Source organism: Arthrobacter sp. Y3224198 (assembly GCF_059090025.1).
This window is the reverse complement of record NZ_JBNHFG010000021.1, coordinates 1-19,446: the sequence shown is the minus strand read 5'-3', so window position 1 is coordinate 19,446 and position 19,446 is coordinate 1. Positions and strand designations below refer to the sequence as shown.

Sequence of the window (19,446 nt, the reverse complement as noted above, 5' to 3'; positions counted from 1 at the left end):
CTCAATGAACTCTATAAGATGCCTGAACAGCTTGACGGAGCCGTATTACACGCGTGTAATTAGGTATCGGATTTGTTCCAGCCACTTGGACGACCCGCAGGCCCGGCGCCTGGGGCCGCCACACAGCCGCCGCTGGGGCAGTAACACCGGGAGGACTCCATGGGGCAAGCAGAAGAACAGCAGGACAATACCGTCATAGCCGAGCAGGCTTCTGCCAGCTACGGTTCGCGGGGTGTCCCCGTGGACTGGTATGTGGATCCTGCCGATCCGGCTGCTGCCGAGCGGTACCGGCGTGAGGCTGCGGGCTCCCTGGAAGACCAGGCCACCGCGTTCCTGGCAGCCCATGAGGCCCTGGCCGAGACCCCGGCCGAAGAGGAAACCGTCCTGGATCCTCCCGTCTCGCTCTTCCCTGCTGCCACCGAAACCCGTCCGGTCTGGATCGGGCTGCCCGGTACCGGCCAGGACTACGCCGACGAAGGCGAGTTGGGCTGGCAGGCGGACGCACTGTGCGCCCAGACCGATCCCGAAGCGTTCTTCCCGGAAAAGGGCGGCTCCACCCGGGACGCGAAAAAAGTCTGTGCGGCCTGCAACGTCCGGTCCCAGTGCCTGGAGTACGCGCTGGCCAATGATGAGCGCTTCGGTATCTGGGGCGGACTCTCCGAGCGTGAACGACGCCGGCTCCGGAAGCAGGCAGTCTAATTCTTTCGCACGTCCACGTTTGTGCCGTTGTCGTAGCCCACAACGGTGAGCGGTACCTCCCCGAAACACTGTCCGCATTGGCGGCCCAGACCAGGCCGGCTGATTTCGTCATTGGCGTTGACGCCGGTTCCACGGATGCAAGCGCGTCCCGTCTGCAGCTGGGACTGCCGGTGGGCAGCCCGGTCATTGCAGCCCCGGCCCGCGGCGGCTTCGGAGCGGCAGTCAAAGCCGGGCTGGCAGAGCTGCCACGGCGCCCGGAAACCGATCCCTCCAGCGAATGGATCTGGCTGCTGCACGACGACAGCGCTCCTGCTCCCACGGCTTTGGAAGAACTCCTTTTGGCCGTTGAACGTGCCCCTTCAGTGACTATTGCCGGTACCAAGCAGGTCCAGTGGGACAACGACCGCCGCCTGGTCGACGTGGGAATCAGCATCAACCGGTGGGCCGAGCGGCTCACGATGATCGACGCCGACGAGCTGGACCAAGGCCAATATGATTCCCGCAGCGATATTTTCGCGGTTAACTCAGCCGGCATGCTGATCCGCCGGGATGCCTGGGACCAGCTCGGAGGATTCGATCCGGCCCTTCCCGGCAGCGGCGATGACATTGACCTGTGCTGGCGGAATCGCCTGGCCGGAAGCCGCGTGGTGGTGGTTCCGGCCGCCAGCGTCCGGCATGCCGGCAACAGGCCCAACCCGGCGGCGTCGGAGGCCGCCACCCGCCGGGCGGAAATCTTCCTGCGGCTCAAGCACGCGCCGCTGTGGCAGGTGCCGTTCCTGGCCGTGGGCGCCGTGCTAGGCGGGGTCGGCCGGTTTTTCCTGGGCATGCTGGCCAAGGACCCCGGGTACGCGGCGTCGTCGCTGGTCACCAGCGCAGCTGCGGTGTGCCGGCCCATGGACCTCTACCGCTCGCGCCGGAGCGCCGCGGCCACCCGTACCCGTCCGCGCAACGCGGTGTCCGCCCTGCGCAGCGGAGCCCGTGAGGTCCGCGAACACCGGCGCTCCCTGGCAGAAGCCCAGGCCGCTTCACTCGGCAGCGAAACAGCGGACTCCGGAAGCCAGGAGTATGTTCCCAGCGGCGACGCCACTGACGACTTTGCCGCCCTGGAAGGTCCCGGCCGCAGCTGGGTGGGGCTGGGGGCCCTGGCCGCCGCGTTGCTGCTCGCAGCAGCGTCCTTCACCGGCCTCCACCGGCTGTTCGGTGCCTCCGCCGTCGCCGGGGACGCCTTGCTTCCGCTGGGCCAGGGCGTGGGTGCCGTCTGGTCCGCCGCAACCGGGTGGTGGGCGCAGCTGGGGTCGGGCTATCCCGCACACGGAGACCCCTTCGGTTTTATGCTGTCCCTGCTGGCCATAGCCGGGTTCGGCAACGGGAACGCCGCCGTCCTGGTGTTGCTGCTGCTGGCACTTCCGCTGGCCGGGCTGACGGCCTGGTTCGCAGCGGGTGCCTTTACGGACCACCGGGGGCTGCGTTTCTGGGCCGCCCTCTTTTGGGCATCGGTTCCGGCGTTCCAGACAGCGCTGGGCAGCGGCCGCCTGGGCAGCCTGCTTGCCCATATCCTGCTTCCGCTCACCGTGCTGGCCTTTGCACGCGCAGTCGGCGGCGGCAAAGCGGTGGGTGCCGGCAAAGAGGCGTCCGCGGGTGCTGCCGGACCGACTGCGTCATGGACGGCAGCCGGAGCAGCCGGCCTCCTGCTGGCCGCCGTGTGTGCAGCGGCGCCGATCCTTTTTGTCCTGGCGGTTGTTGCGGTCCTGATCCTTGTGCTGGCCCTGCGCCGCCGGGCGAAGACGCTCTGGTGGGCCCTGCTGCCGGCCGCGGTTCTCCTGCTTCCGCAGGTCCTGTCTGCCATGCCGGAGAACCTGCGCGCCGTCCTGGCAGATCCCGGTGTGCCGCTGGCGTTTGAACGCTCCGAAGCGTGGCAGCAGCTGCTGGGCTACCCGGTGGCATTTGCGCCCGAGGGAACCCTGGCCGGACTCCTGCCGGCCGGACCCTGGCCCCTCATCCTGGCCCTGCTGGTGGGCGCTCCGACGGCAATGCTGGCCGCCGCCGGCCTGTTCCGCAGCGCTACGGCCCGGCTGGCACGCCTGGCGTGGGTGCTGGTCCTGGCCGCCTTGGGCATCAACATCGCCGCGTCCTATCTCGGCACCGCCGCCACGGCAGACGCCGTGGTGACGCCCTTCACCGGGCCGTTGGTTTCGGCAACCGTTCTCCTCTTGATGACAGCGGCGCTGGCCGCCGCGGCAGACATGCTGGCAGCGGGGCGGGTAGCGGCCAAGGACTCCCGGCAGCGCAGCAGCAGGCCTGTGCTGGCCGCTGTCCTGGGCCTGATCCTTGCCGCCGGCCCGATAGCAAGCCTCGGCCTGTGGGTCATACCGCAATTCACCGGTTCCGGGTTCCCCGGGGACCGCGGAACCGGGACCGTAAGCAACGAGGCGGGCTCCGCCGGTGTCCTGCCGGGGCTGGATACGGCACTCCACGGAGCGGACGCACGTACCCTTCCCGCCACCGCGGCCGACGCCGGATACGGCGACACGCAGTCGCGCAGCATTGTCCTCCGCGTCGACGCGGAGGGGAAGGCCACCGCAGTCCTGATGCGCGGTGGCGGAACCACCCTGGAACAGCTCTCCACCATTGACGGGGCCCGAACCCTGTCGGGGCTTCCGGGCACACCCGGCGCCGACGATCCGGCCACCGCGGACCTGCGCCGTGCCGTCGCCGTGATCACCGCCGGAACAGGTGTGGATCCCCGCGGGGAACTGGCACGCCTTGGCGTTGCCTTCGTGGTCCTGCAGGAATCCGATACTGCCGCCGAGTTGCTGGCCGGCCGGATGGATTCCGTGCCGGGGCTGGCATCCGTCGGCCAAACCGGTTCCGGTTGGCTCTGGCGGGTCACCGAGCCGCTCAACGAAGCAGGAACCGAAACCCAGTCCGGGGCGGGGGCGCGCGTGCGTGTCCTGAACTCCGACGGGACGACGGCCGCCGCGGTGCCCTCCGGGAGCGAAGAGGTCCGGGCCCAGGTTCCCGCCGGGGCCGAGGGGCGTATCCTCGTCCTCGCCGAACGCTCCGACCCGGGCTGGAGCGCCAGCCTGGACGGGAAACCCCTGGCAACCGCCGACCGGGACTGGGAACAGGCTTTCCAACTCCCGGCCAACGGCGGAGAGCTGGAAATCACGTACACCAGTGTCTGGGAACCGTGGGTGGAGGCTCTGCAGATCCTGGTGATCGCCCTGACCGTTCTGCTGGCCTTGCCCACTCCGACCACCGGTCGGACCATCCGCCTGCCCGGCAAGCAGCGGCCGCGCACGGAGCCTGCTGAAGCAACCGAGGCGGCTGTGCCTGCCGGTGCTGCCGGCAGCTCCGGGGACGGCGTCCCGGTACCTGTGGGGACGCCGGAACCGGCGAGCGGGTCACCCGCAGCATCGCCGGCGCACTCCGGCGCAGGTGCATGGCAGGAAACCCGGACCGCAGAAGGAAACCAGCCATGAGCACAGCGAATCCCAACGACGACGACGGTCAGCAGCCGGCCGCGCAGCAGGACACCGGTGCGGCGGGCGGCGCAACCGATCCGGAAGGCCGGGGCAAGCCCGCCGGCACACGGAACCGCAACCGGCGGAAAGCCACCGGAACGGCCGGACGCTGGGCCTCGGGAGTGCTGCTGCTGGCCTGCACCGGGGCCCTGGCAGCCGGCTCCACCCTCGCCGGCACCGGTGCTGCCGGCCGGACAGTGGACGTGCCGTATACCGATGTGCCTGCCGGCCCGCTGACCGGCGTCTGTCCGGAGCCGCCCCGGTTGCTTTCCGGGAACGTAGCGGGCACCGATGCGGAATTCAGTGCCGAGTCATCATCGGCCAAGAGTGTTGTTAATGCGGTGGCGCTTCCGGTTGCGGGGAACCCGCTGCCGGCAACCGCGCTGGCGTCCGTGGCCGACGGCTCGGTGCTGGCGGGCATGGGCGGCGGCACCGAACTGCCGCTGGCAGGATCCCGGACGGCCGGCGTGGCCAGGGACCAGCAGGTTACCGCCGCAACGTTGCTCAGCGCGGAGCCCAACGGGGCCCTGGAAGCGACGGCAGGTGCTGCCCTCACCTATTCGGCTGCTGACGGCGACCTGGCCGGAGTGGCGGCAGCCAACTGCCGCGCACCGGTGAATGACCAGTGGCTCGTCGGAGCCCGGACAACGGTCGGTGCAACCGCGGTGCTGCAGCTGACCAACCCCTCGCAGACGACGGCCGATGTTGACCTGGAGCTGTACGGCACCGCCGGGCCGCTGGGCGGTCCGGGAAGCCGGGGCATTTCCGTAGCTCCGGGCCAGACCCGCTCGGTGGTGCTGGCAGGCCTGGCCGCCAACCAGGAGGCGTTGGCAGTCCGGGTGCGCAGCTCGGGCGGGCCGGTGGCAGCGGTCATTTCGCAGAACCTGCTGCGCGGCTTGACGCCCGGCGGAGTGGAACTGATCCAGCCCACCGCGGCTCCGCGGCCCGGCCAGGTGATCGGCGGAGTCTGGATCCAGAACCCTTCAACCACCCGGGCAATGGCAGCGGAGGAGGGCTATGCGTCGATGACGCCGACCCTTCAGATTGCCGTCCCCGGCGCAGGGGACGCCGTGGTCAACGTACGCGTTTTCGGCGCGACCGGGGAAGTGGCCCTTGAGGGCGGCGGAAGCTACAATGTGGCGGCCGGCACGGTCACGAGGCTTCCGCTGGATTCGCTGCCCGAGGGAACCTACACCGTGGATATTTCGTCGGACGTTGCCGTCTCCGCGGCGGCGGTCTTCAGTCGGGGGACCGACGCCGCTGCCGGCACCGACCTTGCGGTGGCCACCGCGGGGGAGCGGCTGGGAAGCGAGCATCTGGCGGTCTTGCCGTCTGCGGACAGCAGGCTGTCCTTCACCGCTCCGGAAGGGGCCGCGGAGGTGCAACTGACCGCTGTGTCGGCTGACGGAACGCTGCAGCCCGGGAAAACCGTGCCGCTGGCGGCCGGAGCCACGGCCTCGCTGGCACCGGCAGACCTGGGAGGCTCCGCCGTCGCCGTCCTGGTCCGTGCCACCGGGGCCCCGGTCTACGGCGCCCAGGTGGTCACCGGAGGAGACCGCGGCCTGAGCGTCCTTATCCTGCCCAAGGGAACGGTCGGCGGAAACCGCGTGCAGGTGGGAGTGGGCCACTAGGTCCGCCATGGCCGACCGGAGGGAAACTTACAGCGGCCGGAACCTGCCGTAGGCGGGATCGACTGTTTCCGGGTCCATGCCCATCAACGCGGCCAGCTGTTCGACGACCACGTCGTGAAGCAGTTCGCTGACCGGAACCAGGCCGCGGGCCGCGGTTTCCACGGCGTGACGGTAAATAGTGATGACGGCCGGGCGGCCGGGCTCCGGTCCGGTACCTGCCCCCAGCGGTATGGGCCCGCCGTCGCGGGCCAGCTCCTCAAGCCCCGGTGGGATTTCGGCTACCACGAACTGGTAGCCCTGTATCCGTTCGCCCCAAAGCCGCTCCAGGCGTTGGGCCGACTCCAGGACCCATTCGTCGAAGCGCTCTGACCGCGTGCGTGCTCCGGCCAGGTGCGGCGGGATAAGGTCTCCGCGCAGGCCGCGGCCGTGCCGGTTGCGCCGGCGCTGCCGGAAGGACCGGGCGCCCGGGGAGGAGGCTTCGGCAGCCTGCTCCGCATCGAGGCGCACCCGGAAAGAGGATCCCATGGACATGTACAGAACTCTAACCGCTGACCCGGACGGCGGGGACCCCGCGGTGCCGGCGGGAATTGCCGGCATCCGCTGCCTGCCCGCGCTGCCGGTGCGGCAACGGCCCTCCGGTCACGGCGCGCCTGCACCCACACTGCGGGCAAGCGGGTAAAGTGGTCCTCCGTGGAATCCTTACGTCAGTGCTCCAGATCAGCCTGCCGCCAGCCGGCAGTAGCTACCCTGACCTACGTATACGCGGATTCCACCGCCGTCCTGGGGCCGCTGGCCACCTATGCCGAACCGCATTGTTACGATTTATGCGCGGCCCACTCCGGCCGCCTGACCGCTCCGCGGGGCTGGGAACTGGTCCGCCTGAACCTGGACGGACAGCCGCGCACTCCCAGCCGCGATGAACTCTCCGCCCTTGTAGATGCCGTGCGGGAACAGGCCGCCGAGGCCTCCGGCGACGAGGAAGACGAACCCAAGCGCAGCGGAAAGCACGCCCTGGAGCCCCCGGCCGAGACTCCGGGCAGCCGCCGGGCGCACCTGCGCGTCCTCCGCGAACAGAACTAGGCCGCCCGCAGCGCCCGTCCTAGGGATAGGCTGGGCTGTGATGCGCCGCCAGCCGCGGCACCTTAGTTCAAGGAAGTGCTGTTTTCACCATGGCCACATTGTCAGCCGGACTCCTAGCCGTCCTGCGTTGCCCCGTTACCGGTTCCCAGTTGCGGCAGGACGGCGACGAACTGGTTTCCACCGAACCCGACGCGTCAGGGACGCCGGTACGCTACCGGGTGGAAGAAGGGATTCCCGTCCTGTTGAAGGCCTCCGACCCCAGGTAGGAGGGCACGGGCCCGTCCTGCCGCTACCACCGAGGAAGTGCGCGTGAGCATTGAGTTCAAAGTAGCCGACCTTTCCCTAGCCGAGGCAGGACGCCACCAGATCCGCCTGGCTGAACATGAGATGCCGGGGCTGATGGCGCTGCGCCGCGAATACGGCCCCAGCCAGCCGCTGGCCGGAGCGCGCATCGCAGGTTCCCTGCACATGACGGTCCAGACGGCGGTGCTGATTGAAACCCTTACGGCCCTGGGGGCCGAGGTGCGCTGGGCCTCCTGCAACATCTTCTCTACCCAGGATGAAGCCGCCGCGGCCGTGGTGGTGGGGAACGGCACCCCGGAGAATCCCGCAGGGGTCCCGGTGTTCGCATGGAAGAATGAATCGCTTGAGGACTACTGGTGGACGGCCGAGCAGATCCTCACCTGGCCCGAGGGATCGGGCGGGCCCAACATGATCCTGGACGACGGCGGCGATGCGACCCTGCTCCTGCATAAGGGCGTGGAGTTCGAAGCCGCGGGCTTCGTGCCGGAGAACCCCCGTGAAGGGGATGAGGGCTACTCCTACGAGTTCACCGTCATCCTGGACCGGCTGCGGCGCAGTTTGGCCGAACATCCCGGTAAATGGACGGAAATTGCCAAAGGCATCCGCGGGGTCACGGAGGAAACCACTACCGGCGTGCTGCGCCTTTACCAGCTGGCCGCCGAAGGCAAGCTGCTGTTCCCGGCCATCAACGTCAACGATTCGGTGACCAAGTCCAAGTTCGACAATAAATACGGCATCCGGCATTCCCTGCCGGATGGCCTGAACCGGGCCACGGATACGCTCATCGGCGGCAAGGTGGCGGTAGTGTGCGGCTACGGCGACGTCGGCAAGGGCGCGGCGGAGGCGCTGCGCGGGCAGGGTGCCCGCGTCATCGTCACGGAAATCGACCCGATCTGCGCGCTGCAGGCAGCCATGGACGGCTATCAGGTGGCCCGGTTGGAGTCGGTGCTGCACCAGGGCGACATCTTCATCACGACCACCGGCAATAAGGACATCATCATGGCCCGGCATATGGCCGGCATGAAGCACCAGGCCATTGTGGGCAATGTGGGCCACTTCGACAATGAGATCGACATGGCCGGGCTGGCCCGGATTCCCGGCATCCGCAAGGTGGAAATCAAGCCGCAGGTCCACGAATGGGTCTTCGACGAGGGTACGGATGCCCGGCGCAGCATCATCGTCCTGTCCGAGGGGCGGCTGCTGAACCTGGGCAACGCCACCGGCCATCCTTCCTTCGTAATGAGCAACTCCTTTGCCAACCAGACCATTGCGCAGATTGAGTTGTTCACCAAGCACGGCGACGGGACCTACGCCAACCAGGTCTACGTGCTGCCCAAGGTGCTGGACGAGAAGGTGGCCCGCCTGCACCTGTCTGCCCTCGGCGTCGAACTGACGGAGCTGACCAAGAGCCAGGCGGACTATCTGGGCGTGGACGTGGCCGGGCCGTTCAAGCCCGAGCACTACCGCTACTAAGCACTCCGGAACAACCCACTCCGGAACCCGCCGGTCCCGCCGGCACGGCGCGGTCCTAGCGGCTGAAGGGCGTCCGGTGCAGCCGTTCGCCGAGGACCGCAGCCTGCAGGCGGGAACGTTCCAGCCGGGCATAGTCCCGGTCCCGCCGCGCGCCGGTCACCGCCCGCAGGTACGCTTCCGGGTGGGTGCCGGCCGGCGGCTGCGGGGACACATACGGCACCGTTTCCGCTGCGAGTTCCGCTGCCAGCTTTGTCCGGGCCGGACCGGCCATCCCGCCGGTCTGGCCCAGGAACCGGGAAATCCGCCGGGACAGCGGGTCCGGGAGCCGTCCCAGATCCGCGAGCTGTGCCCACCCGGCGAGCTCGGGCGGAATAACGACCGGCTGCCGCGGGGCCGAGTGCACCCTCTCCTGCAGCGCATAGGTGCCGGCCAGCACGTCGCCGAGGCGCTTGGACCGGGCGTTAAACACGGCGACGAAGAAGGCCAGGGCCCCGGACAGGGCATAGATTTCCAGCACGGCCGTGACCGCCCGGATGATGGCGTGCCGGAACCGCACCGACCCGCCGTCGTCGCGCACTATGCGCAACCCCAAGGCCAGCCGGCCCAGTGACTTGCCGCGTGTCAGCGTTTCCACCGTAGCGGGGGCGATCACGAACACCAGGACCGCCGAGCCCACCAGGAGCGCCCGCAGCAGGTTGAAGTCCGCTTCCGCCAGGACCTGCCCCAACAGCAGCACCACAAGGACATAGGCCAGGACGGCTACCAGGACGTCGATGAGGGCGCTGGCCATCCGGGGAGCGAAGCCGGCGGGGCGGAGGTCCAGAACCACTGCCTCGCCGGTAATAATGCTGCTCACGCGTGTCCTCCTGGAAAGCCGTTGGTGAGGACCACTGTACCGACCCGTTAGGGTGTACCCGTGGACCTGGATGCCTTCACCGCCGTACACGGTGCCGATTGGACGCGCCTCGATGAACTGACCGGCCGACGCCGGCTGAGTGGTTCCGAGGCGGACGAGCTTCTCCGGCTCTATCAGCGTGCCTCCACGCACCTGTCGATTGTGCGTTCGGTGGCGCCTGAAGGTCCCCTCTCCGCATCCCTGTCCATGCGCCTGGCCAGGGCCCGGACAAAGTTCACCGGTAACCGCTCCAACGCCGTGGAGGAAACCGCCCGCTTTTTTGTCCAGGGGCTTCCTGCCGCGTTCTACCGGGTGCGCTGGCTGACAGCGGCCGTAGGCGCGGCGTTCCTCCTCGTCGCCTGGCTGAGCGGGGTATGGGCGTTCAACACGCCGGGGGTGCTCGCCACCATGGGAAGCGATGCGGAACTCCGCCGGTATGTGGAAGAGGATTTCGTCAGCTACTACAACCCCACGGCGTCCTTCGCGGGCATGGTCTGGACCAACAACGCGTGGATCGCCGTGCAGGCGGTGGCATTTGGCATCACCGGTGTGTGGGTGCCGTGGATCCTCCTGCAAAACGCGGTGAGTCTGGGGACGACCGCTGCGCTGATGGCCGCCCACGGCCGGCTGGATGTCTTCTTCACGTACATCCTCCCGCACGGTTTTATGGAGCTGACCGCCATTTTCATCGCCGGTGCCGCAGGCCTGCGGATTTTCTGGACGCTGGTGGCGCCCGGGCGCAGTCCGCGCATGGCGGCGCTGGCCCGGGAGGGCCGGTCACTGATGACCGTCGGCCTTGGCCTGGTCCTGGTGCTCTTTGTCTCCGGGCTGGTGGAAGGGTTTGTCACGCCCAGCCCGCTGCCCCCGTGGCTGCGCCTGGCCATCGGGTTCCTGGTGTTCTGCGCGTACTGGACCTACACCTTGGTTTTGGGCCGCCGCGCGTACCGAAACGGTCACCGCGGGGACCTTACGGCAAGCGACGCCGGCGCCGAGCTGCGCACCGCCTAGGCCCCGGGCGGGGTGGCGTACGCGACTGACCCGTACTGTCCCGGTAATGTCGAGGTAAGACCAGCGTCAACAGTTCAGGGAAGTGAAAGAGGAAGAGTGGCAAGCCAGGACGAAACCCCCACGCATCGACCGACGACGCCGGGAGAGCCTCCGAACGGTGCCGCCGATTCCGCGCCGGCCGAACCGGATTCCCGGATCGGTTCCCGCTCGGGAGCCCACTCCGCCCGTCCCGCCGGGTCTCCCGTTCTTCCGGGCCCGGATGAACACGCCGATTGGGACGCGGAGTTCAATACTCTTGCCGGCTCAGCGGCGGAGGGGGACCGCACCGGAACAGCCGCCGATGATGCCGTGGCCCCGGGAACAACCTCCGACGTTTCGGCTGCCGGGAAAAGCGACCGGGCTGACGGAGACGTCCCCGACCCTGTGGACCCTGCCGCCGGCAGTGCTGATTCAACCGCTTCCGGTGCTTCCGCGGCACCGGCCGCCCCGGGGTCATCCGCTGCAACCGTGCCCGGCGGACATCCAAGCCTGGCCCAGCGCAGCGAGCTTCCGATGCGCCGGGCCAGCACGCTCCCGAACCTCAGCGCTTATGAGCACGACGGCGGCCCTGACGGGCGCCGGGACAACCACGACGGTCATGACGGCGACGTGGCTGAGGGCAGCGGCGACCCCCAGGGCCGTCACGACCCCCTGGACCGCGACGGCAGCCGGGACAGGCATCCGGCGGCGGAACCGGGCCTGGAAACCATGCCGGACCAGGCGCGCGGCCCGGTCCGCGGCGACGGCAACCGGCCGGTCACGGCCGATGATGATCTTTCCCCCGCCATGGAACAGGACACGACCGCAGAACGGGCCGGGACAGCGCAGCCGGTTGACGGCGAAGAGCAGGCCGGAGAGCCGGCCGCCCGTACCGGTGGCCCGGATGCGGACGGCGGGCAGGCAGGCACGGCCGGAGCCGTGGATGTGCCCGCCGACGCCCGGGAAACCGACCGAGCCGGTGTTGGCGAGGATGCCGACGTTGAGGCCCATCCCGCCGTGGTAACGCCGGAGGAAGCCGAACGCCGGGCCAAGGAGCGGGAAAAGGCCGCCGCAGGCAAACCCGTGCTGGCCCGGGTGCTGCAGGTGATGGTCGCCGTCTTCTTCCCCGTAGTGGTGCTGGCGGCAGCGATCCGCGCCGTGGCCACCCCCCTTTTCCTGTGGGCCGAGTACCACCGCCCGGGGTTCCCCGGCGACGCTTACGGCTTCACCACCGATGACCGGATGACCTACGGCTCCTACGCGGTGGACTACCTCACTAACCTGAGCGGGTCCCGGTATCTGGGCGACCTGGTGGGGGACGGGGGGCAGCCCCTGTACCTGGCGAGCGAGGTCAGCCACATGGCCGACGTCAAAGCGGTGCTGACGGGGGCGTTTGCGGCCGCTGCCGTCATGGTGGTCCTCGGCCTTTTCGCCCTCCTGTACCTGAGGCGCCGGAGCCCGGGAGGCGTCCGGCGCGCACTCTTTGCCGGAGCGGTGGCGACGCTGGCCCTTATGTCCGTGCTGGTGGTCCTGGCCGTCCTGGGCTGGGAACAGTTCTTCACCCAGGTGCATACCCTTTTCTTCGCCAACGGCAACTGGACGTTCCGCCTGGACGACACACTGATCCGGCTCTTCCCCGCACAGTTCTGGATGGACGCCGGAATTGTGATCGCGGCGCTGGTGCTGGCCGCCTGCGCCGTCGTCCTCGCCACCTGCTGGCCCACGAAGGCTCGCCGCGAAAGCGTCCGCCAGGCCCGCGAGGACGCCCGCCGGCGATACGCGGAATCGCTGAACGCGCTCTAGGCACACAGCACGCACCGGGCCCGGCCCGGACGCAAAGAATCCCCCGCACCGTTTCCGGTGCGGGGGATTCTTTGTGTTTGCCCGGCTACTTCGCGTAGAGCTTTTCCACCTCGTCGGCGTAGTCGGAGATGACCGCGTTGCGGCGCAGCTTCAACGTGGCCGTCAGGTGTCCGGACTCCAGGGAGAAGTCCTTGGGCAGGACCGCGAACTTCCGGATCTGCTCGGCCCGGGAAACCGTTGCATTGGCGGCGTCCACGGCCTCCTGCAGCATCTGCTGGATACGGGGATCATCAGCGGCGGCACCGGACGGGGCCCCGTTCTCCCGGCTCCAGGCCTCCAGCGCCTCATCGTCAAGGGTGATCAGTGCCGACACGAAGGGCCGGCCCTCGCCCACCACAACGGCCTGGGAGACGAGGCGGCTCTCACGGATTTTCTCCTCCAGCGGGCCGGGGGCCACGTTCTTGCCGCCGGCAGTGACCAGCAGGTCCTTCTTCCGGCCGGTGATCCGCAGGAATCCGTCCCCGTCCAGCTCGCCGACGTCGCCGGTCTTGAACCACTCACCGTCAAAGGCGGCAGCAGTGGCTTCCGGGTTGCGGTGGTAGCCCTTGAAGACCACTGCACCGCGGACCAGCACCTCGCCGTCGTCGGCAATCCTGATGGTGGTGCCCGGCATGGGCAACCCCACCGAACCCACCCGCGTCCGGCTGGCCTGGTTCACGCTTGCCGGGGCAGTGGTTTCGGTGAGGCCGTAGCCCTCGAGCACGGTCACGCCGCTGCCGCGGAAGAAATGGGCCAGCATGGGGCTGAGCGCGCTGGCGCCGGAGATGGCGAAGGCGGCCTTTCCGCCGAGCACCGCCCGGACCTTGGGGTAGAAAAGCCGTTCGAACAGCTTGTGCTTCAGGGTCAGCGCCGCGGAGGGCCCGCGGCCGCCGCGGGCTGCGGAGTCCTTGGCCTCGGAGTAGGCAATGGCGGTGGCGGAGGCAGCGGCAAAAGCCTTGCCCTTGCCGGCGGCTTCGGCGGAGGCCTGGGCACCGGTGTAGATCTTTTCGAAGATCCGGGGCACGGCCAGCAGGAACGTCGGCTGGAAGGACTTGAGATCGGACATCAGGTCCGAGGCGCTGCGGGAGTGGCCCACCTTGACGCCGGCATGCAGGCAGCCCACCTGGACTGCGCGGGCCAGGACGTGCGCCAGCGGCAGGAACATCAGGGTGGTCGGGTTCGGGACCTTCAGCATCTCCGGGAGCACTTCGATGACGTTCACGCCGAAGAGGGCAAAGTTGCCGTGCGTGATTTCGCAACCCTTGGGGCGGCCGGTAGTGCCGGACGTGTAGACCATGGAGGCGGTGTCGTCGAGGTTCGCGGTGCTGCGGGCCGCCTCCAGCATCTCGTCACTGACCTCGCTGCCGGCGGCGGCGAGGGCGGTCAGCGAATCCGCGACGTCGCCGTCGTTCATCATCCACACGGCAAATTCGCCCTCAAGCCCGGAAATGCCCGCCTGCACGACGGCGGCCTTTCGCTCGTCCTCGACGAAGACGTGGCGGGCACCGGAGTCGGAGAGGATCCACTCGACCTGGGAGGGGGAGGACGTTTCGTAAATCGGGATGGTCACCGCCCCGGCGAACCAGTTGGCCATGTCTGCCACGGTCCACTCATAGGATGTTCGGGACATCACGGCAACGCTGTCACCGGGACGGACACCGGACCCGATCAGCCCCTTTGCCAGGCGGGTCACCTCCGCCAGGAAGCGCGCGGCGGTGATGTCTTCCCACTCACTGCCGTTCTTGACCGCGTACAGCACGCGGGATGGGTCTTTTGAATGCATTTGGAGCAACAGATCCGTGACGTTTGAATCTGCGGGAAGACTAACCAGGAGGTCAGTGGCGGACTCGCGCACTTATCCCTCTCTTTCTGTGCCGTTGCACATGGGTAACGAGACTTAAATCCAGCTGGGCATCCACATACGCAGCCGCCAGACAGAATACGGGACGGTTTCCGCTGTCCAGACCGGCATAAAGAATGCCGAGAGCAGGAGGACCCCCGCTGCGAAACAGCCGACAACCAGTAACCCCGTCCGCCGCCGCTGCGGCGTGTCGGTGCTCCGGCCCAGGACCAGGCCGAGGACGTAGACCAGGGCCAGCACCAGAAACGGTTCAAATGACACCGCGTAGAAGTAGAACGTGGTCCGTTCAGGATAGGCGAACCAGGGCAGGTATCCAGCAGCCACTCCGGACAGGACCGCACCTGCCCGCCAGTCGCGCCGGCCGATCCAGTAAAAGAGCACTACCAGCAGCGACAGGGCCGCGGCCCACCAGATCAGGGGGTTGCCCACGGAGGTGACAGCGGAGGAGCAGCTGTCCACTGCGCAGCCGTCCTCGCCGTAGGCCGAGGATTCGTAATAGAAGGACGTGGGCCTGCCCATAAACAGCCAGGTCCAGGCGGAGGCGGAATAACTGTGCTCGGCGGAGAGCCCGTTATGGAAGGCGTATGCGCTGCGGTGGTACTCAGCCAGGGACCGCAGGGATGCCGGCAGCCAGCCCGGGCCCGAGTCCGGGTTTTCCACCGCCCACTGCCGGTTGTAGGCGTCGTCGGACCGGAACCACCCGGTCCATGCAGCCAGGTACGCGGCGAGTGCAGCCGGAATGATGGTCAGGAAGGCCGGCACGCCGCCGCGCAGGAAAGCGCCCTCCCAGCGGACGATCCCGGCCACCCGGCGGGCGTTGACGTCCCAGAGGACCGTCATCAGCCCGAACACCGCCACAAACGCCAGCGCCGACCACTTGGTGCCCACCGCCAGCCCCAGGCAGACGCCGGCAACAAGGCGCCAGGGACGCCACAGGAGCCACGGACCGTAGAGCAGGGCCCGATCCGCAGGCCCGGCTCCGGCGCCGCCCGCCAATCCCGGCGGCGCAGCGCGCGACAGGGCCCGGGCCAGGCGCAGCCGTCCGTCCCTCCGATCCAGCAGAAGGGCGCCGAAAGCTGCCACCAGCCAGAAGGTCAGGAAGACATCCAGCAGGGAAGTGCGCGAATGCACCAGATGGTGGCCGTCCACGGCCAGGAACAGCCCCGCCAGGGCGCCGAGGGTCGCCGAGGAGAACAACCGGGCCGCTATCAACCCGAGGGCCAGGACGGTTAAAGTGCCGGTCAGCGCCGCGCCGAAACGCCAGCCGAAACCGTTGTCAGCGCCGAAGAGCGCCATGCCCAGGGCAATCATCCACTTCCCGACCGGCGGGTGCACCACGTATTCGGGTCCGTCGAGCGGACTCTGCGGCGCACCGGCGTTGAACGCATCGTTGGCGTCCTCGGGCCACTCGCGCTCGTAGCCGGACTGGAGCAGGGAATAGGCGTCCTTGACGTAGTAGGTCTCGTCAAAGACCAGCGAACCGGGCTCGCCCAACCGGACAAAGCGCAGCACGCCGCCCAGCACGGCCATCACCAGCGGCAGGAGCCAGCCGGCCCGCCCCAGCGGCACGACCAACCCGCCCAGCAGGCGATCCCGAAGTGCCTCATAGGTCATGGCCCGGTTCGGAGAGTCAAGCAGGGGCGCGGACCTGCGGCGGGTTCTCGGGGCGGCGGTGAGACTCACGCGCACCACTCTATAGCCTGTCGCGTAGGGTTAGAGGGTGGACTCAAGCAAGATAACCGGCAGTATGGCGGGCACCGATTCAGGCAGTTCAGACAACCAAGCCAAGGGGCCCGGACAGATCGTCCTGGCAGCAACCCCTATCGGCAACATGGGAGACGCGACCAACCGGCTGATCGGCCTGTTGGAAACCGCGGACATTATTGCCGCGGAAGACACGCGGCGGCTGCACCGGCTGGTGAGCGCCCTGGGCATCACCACGCGGGGCAGGATCATCAGCTACCACGAGCACAATGAGGCATCCCGCACCGCGGACCTCCTGGACATGGTCCGTGGTGGAAGCACGCTCCTGATGGTCACCGACGCCGGGATGCCCGCTGTCTCGGACCCCGGGTTCCGGCTGGTGGAAGCGGCGGCGGAGGAAGGCCTGACCGTGACTGCGGCCCCCGGCCCGTCTGCCGTGCTGACCGCACTGGCACTCTCGGGCCTGCCCACGGACCGCTTCTGCTTTGAAGGGTTCCTGCCCCGCAAGCCCGGCGAACGCAGCACCCGGTTGGCGCAGTTGGCGGGGGAGCAGCGGACCATGGTGTTTTTCGAAGCTCCGCACCGCCTGGAACCCATGCTCCGGGCACTGGACACCGCGTTCGGTTCCGACCGGCGGGCAGCCATTGCCCGCGAACTGACCAAACTGCATGAACAGGTGCTGCGCGGCCCGTTGCGCGAACTGCTGGAATGGGCCGAGGCCGGGGACGTCCGCGGAGAAATTGCCGTAGTGGTGGAGGGTGCGCCCGATGCCGCCCCCGAGCAGGCCGCCGACCATGTGGCTGCCGTCAACGGACTGGTGCAGCAGGGTATCCGGCTCAAGGACGCAGTTGCCGCCGTGGCCGAGGACGCCCGGATCAGCAAGCGTGAGCTGTATTCGGCGGTGCTCGAAGCGCGGGGCTGACCGGCGGCCGGCTGGACATCTGCACAGAGGTTCCGCTGTGTCCTAGTGCACATCCGCATTTACACGGCCGATCGGGGAAGCCTACGGTGAAGGGGACAGCGGGCGGAGTGCCCGCGTGGATCCGATGAACTTTGGAGGCAACCCCCATGGGTATTCCCACAGACCGTGAAGCCGAACTCCTGGCGCAGGTCCCCACCGGCCTGTTGATCAACGGGCAGTGGCAGGACGCGTCGACGGGCCGCACGTTCGACGTCGAAGACCCCGCCACCGGCAAGACCCTCCTCAGCATCGCCGACGCCAGCACCGAGGACGGCGCCCGGGCCATGGACGCCGCTGCCGCAGCACAGGATTCCTGGGCGCGGACCGCTCCGCGTGAGCGCGGGGAAATCCTGCGGCGCGCCTTTGAACTCGTGACCGAACGCACCGAGGACTTCGCCCTGCTGATGACTCTGGAAATGGGCAAGCCGCTGGCGGAGGCCCGCGGCGAGGTGGCTTACGGCGCAGAGTTCCTGCGCTGGTTCTCCGAGGAAGCTGTCCGCGTTTCGGGCCGCTACAGCACCTCTCCGGACGGCAAGTCCCGCCTGCTGGTCAACAAGAAGCCGGTGGGACCGTGCCTGCTGATCACGCCGTGGAACTTCCCGCTGGCGATGGCCACGCGAAAAATCGCCCCCGCAGTGGCGGCCGGATGCACCATGGTGCTCAAGCCGGCCAAGCTGACTCCGCTCACCTCCCAGCTCTTCGCCGCGGTCATGATGGAAGCCGGGCTGCCGGCCGGTGTGCTCAACGTGGTTTCCACCACCTCCGCAGGCGACGTGACCGGACCTATCCTCAAGGACGAGCGCCTGCGCAAGGTCTCCTTCACCGGATCCACCCCCGTGGGGCAGGGCCTGATCCGCGACGCCGCGGAGAACGTGCTGCGCACGTCCATGGAGCTGGGCGGCAACGCGCCGTTTATCGTCTTCGAAGATGCGGACCTGGAGAAGGCCGTGGATGGTGCGATGGCCGCCAAGCTGCGGAACATGGGTGAGGCCTGCACCGCCGCCAACCGCTTTATCGTGCAGGACACCGTGGCGGATGAATTCGCCGAAAAATTTGCCGCCCGGGTCGGCGCCATGACCACCGGACGCGGCACCGAGGACGAGACCAAGGTGGGTCCGCTGATTGATGCCAAGTCCCGGGATAAGGTCCACGCCCTGGTGACGGACGCCGTGGACGGCGGTGCGGTGGCGCTGGTGGGCGGGAAGCCCGTGGACGGCCCCGGGTACTTCTACCAGCCGACGGTGCTGAAGGACGTGGCCCCCGGTGCACGGATCCTGCAGGAGGAAATCTTCGGGCCGGTGGCGCCCGTCGTCACGTTCTCCACCGAAGACGAGGCCGTGGCACTGGCCAACAACACCGAGTACGGACTGGTTTCCTACGTCTTCACCCGGGACCTGAACCGCGGGCTCCGGATCGGGGAGAAGCTGGAATCGGGCATGCTTGGCCTGAACGCCGGTGTGGTGTCCAACGCCGCGGCTCCGTTCGGCGGAGTGAAGCAGTCGGGGCTGGGCCGTGAAGGCGGCGCCGAAGGGATCGAGGAGTACCTCTACACGCAGTACATCGGCATTGCCGATCCCTACGCCGGCTAAACCCGTACCGACCCGTCCCTGGAAAACCGAAACAGGTTGCGGCGCGCCCGAAGCGGTTCCATCCCGCTGCCTGCCCCCCCCCCGGAGACTTCCTCCATGTGGGCAGTGTGGTCGCAGGGGTCACACCAGCAGCACGGGTATCGCAGAGCGGAAAGACCGGCCTGGTGGAACAGGCGGAGGCCTCCCTGGCGTCGAACTTCCCACACTGCGGTACGGATGTGGCGTCTGTGACCCCATAGGTAACAGTCACAGAGTCCGGGAAGGACCGGCCTGGCGGGGCCTGACGGGACGGGCCTACCAGAGCCGCTAAACTTCCCACTCTTCGGTACGTGTGTGGCTGCTGTGACCCCGTAGGTAACAGCAGTCACAGAGCGTGGGAAGTCGGAGCCTGCCCGCTAAACACCGCGGGCGGGCTCCGGCTGTTCCTGCCGGGTTACCCGCGGTTACCCGTGCCGGAAGCGGGTCGCCAGCGACGGGGGCAGGAACCGCGCCCTGAGCCGGGTAAACGTGCCCGCATTCGTCCGCAGGGCGGCGTGGAGCGCCTCAACATCGGACCACGCCGGCACCGGGGCCCGGGCGGGCATCCCGTCGCCGCGGGCTGCAGTGCCGGTGCGGGCATAGGCCTCCTCTTCGTATGCACGGCAGATCCGGTTCAGCGCCTCCTCGGCCGCCGGTGCAAGACCGGCATCGGCGGTCAGCCGGCGGGCGTAGCCGCGAGGTGTGTCCGACGGCGTGCCCGGATAGCCGTAGTCGAGGCCCAGGTCGGCGACTTCATCCCAGGCCGGGGCGGTACCTCCTCCCGCCCGGCGGCGGGCTGTCCGGTTCCGGCGCAGCGCCCACGGGGCCAGCGCCGCGCCC

General features: G+C 68.5%; 15 protein-coding genes. 10 read left to right on the top strand and 5 right to left on the bottom strand.

Annotated elements, in window-relative coordinates; all coding sequences use genetic code 11:
- The first annotated feature begins 159 nt into the window (after positions 1-159).
- From AC5RUF_RS11870 to AC5RUF_RS11860, 3 genes are read left to right on the top strand one after another with little or no spacing between them, the layout of a single operon-like run.
- On the top strand, positions 160-699 hold the full coding sequence (locus AC5RUF_RS11870; protein WP_493997957.1) for a WhiB family transcriptional regulator: 540 nt from the start codon (positions 160-162) through the stop codon (positions 697-699).
- The gene (locus AC5RUF_RS11865; protein ID WP_494130721.1) at positions 699-4,181 is read left to right on the top strand and encodes a glycosyltransferase; all 3,483 of its coding nucleotides are present in this window, start codon (positions 699-701) and stop codon (positions 4,179-4,181) included. Before AC5RUF_RS11870 ends, AC5RUF_RS11865 begins: the two co-directional genes overlap by 1 nt.
- Positions 4,178-5,854, top strand: coding sequence for a DUF5719 family protein (locus tag AC5RUF_RS11860; RefSeq protein ID WP_494130705.1), 1,677 nt, complete (start codon positions 4,178-4,180; stop codon positions 5,852-5,854). Before AC5RUF_RS11865 ends, AC5RUF_RS11860 begins: the two co-directional genes overlap by 4 nt.
- A gap of 27 nt (positions 5,855-5,881) precedes the next feature.
- Here AC5RUF_RS11860 and AC5RUF_RS11855 read toward each other — a convergent pair whose 3' ends face one another.
- Positions 5,882-6,385 carry a metallopeptidase family protein gene (locus AC5RUF_RS11855; protein WP_494130704.1) on the bottom strand — a complete coding sequence of 168 codons (504 nt, stop codon included), beginning with the start codon at positions 6,383-6,385 and terminating at the stop codon, positions 5,882-5,884.
- 159 nt (positions 6,386-6,544) lie between these two features.
- Here AC5RUF_RS11855 and AC5RUF_RS11850 point away from each other — a divergent pair, with 159 nt between their 5' ends.
- From AC5RUF_RS11850 to ahcY, 3 genes are all read left to right on the top strand, one after another.
- Complete coding sequence (locus tag AC5RUF_RS11850) at positions 6,545-6,934, top strand: DUF3499 domain-containing protein (RefSeq protein ID WP_493998377.1); 390 nt, start codon at positions 6,545-6,547, stop codon at positions 6,932-6,934.
- An 89-nt stretch (positions 6,935-7,023) separates the two neighbouring features.
- Positions 7,024-7,200, top strand: coding sequence for a Trm112 family protein (locus AC5RUF_RS11845; RefSeq protein WP_493998376.1), 177 nt, complete (start codon positions 7,024-7,026; stop codon positions 7,198-7,200).
- 43 nt (positions 7,201-7,243) lie between these two features.
- Complete coding sequence (gene ahcY / locus AC5RUF_RS11840) at positions 7,244-8,710, top strand: adenosylhomocysteinase (protein WP_493998375.1); 1,467 nt, start codon at positions 7,244-7,246, stop codon at positions 8,708-8,710.
- A 55-nt stretch (positions 8,711-8,765) separates the two neighbouring features.
- Here ahcY and AC5RUF_RS11835 read toward each other — a convergent pair whose 3' ends face one another.
- On the bottom strand, positions 8,766-9,566 hold the full coding sequence (locus AC5RUF_RS11835) for an RDD family protein (RefSeq protein ID WP_494130703.1): 801 nt from the start codon (positions 9,564-9,566) through the stop codon (positions 8,766-8,768).
- A gap of 60 nt (positions 9,567-9,626) precedes the next feature.
- Between AC5RUF_RS11835 and AC5RUF_RS11830 the strand changes: the two genes are divergently transcribed.
- A complete protein-coding gene (locus tag AC5RUF_RS11830; RefSeq protein ID WP_493998446.1) occupies positions 9,627-10,613 on the top strand; it encodes a stage II sporulation protein M in 987 nt (328 codons plus the stop codon).
- A gap of 96 nt (positions 10,614-10,709) precedes the next feature.
- Positions 10,710-12,434, top strand: coding sequence for a TIGR01906 family membrane protein (locus tag AC5RUF_RS11825; RefSeq protein ID WP_494130702.1), 1,725 nt, complete (start codon positions 10,710-10,712; stop codon positions 12,432-12,434).
- 85 nt (positions 12,435-12,519) lie between these two features.
- Here the strand turns inward: AC5RUF_RS11825 and AC5RUF_RS11820 are convergent, their stop codons facing one another.
- Both AC5RUF_RS11820 and AC5RUF_RS11815 read right to left on the bottom strand, forming a co-directional pair.
- Positions 12,520-14,328 (bottom strand): AMP-dependent synthetase/ligase, encoded by a 1,809-nt coding sequence (locus tag AC5RUF_RS11820; RefSeq protein WP_494130701.1) that lies wholly within the window; start codon positions 14,326-14,328, stop codon positions 12,520-12,522.
- Positions 14,329-14,370: 42 nt separating this feature from the next.
- Positions 14,371-15,948, bottom strand: coding sequence for a dolichyl-phosphate-mannose--protein mannosyltransferase (locus AC5RUF_RS11815; RefSeq protein ID WP_494130720.1), 1,578 nt, complete (start codon positions 15,946-15,948; stop codon positions 14,371-14,373).
- Between the two features lie 133 nt (positions 15,949-16,081).
- On the opposite strand from AC5RUF_RS11815, the gene rsmI reads away from it, so the two are divergent.
- Together rsmI and AC5RUF_RS11805 are read left to right on the top strand one after the other, a co-directional pair.
- The gene (gene rsmI / locus AC5RUF_RS11810) at positions 16,082-16,960 is read left to right on the top strand and encodes a 16S rRNA (cytidine(1402)-2'-O)-methyltransferase (RefSeq protein ID WP_494130719.1); all 879 of its coding nucleotides are present in this window, start codon (positions 16,082-16,084) and stop codon (positions 16,958-16,960) included.
- A gap of 146 nt (positions 16,961-17,106) precedes the next feature.
- Positions 17,107-18,588 (top strand): NAD-dependent succinate-semialdehyde dehydrogenase, encoded by a 1,482-nt coding sequence (locus tag AC5RUF_RS11805; protein ID WP_494130700.1) that lies wholly within the window; start codon positions 17,107-17,109, stop codon positions 18,586-18,588.
- Between the two features lie 443 nt (positions 18,589-19,031).
- Here the strand turns inward: AC5RUF_RS11805 and AC5RUF_RS11800 are convergent.
- Positions 19,032-19,446 (bottom strand): DUF4129 domain-containing protein (locus tag AC5RUF_RS11800; protein ID WP_494130699.1); only part of this gene is annotated, 415 nt, incomplete at its 5' end.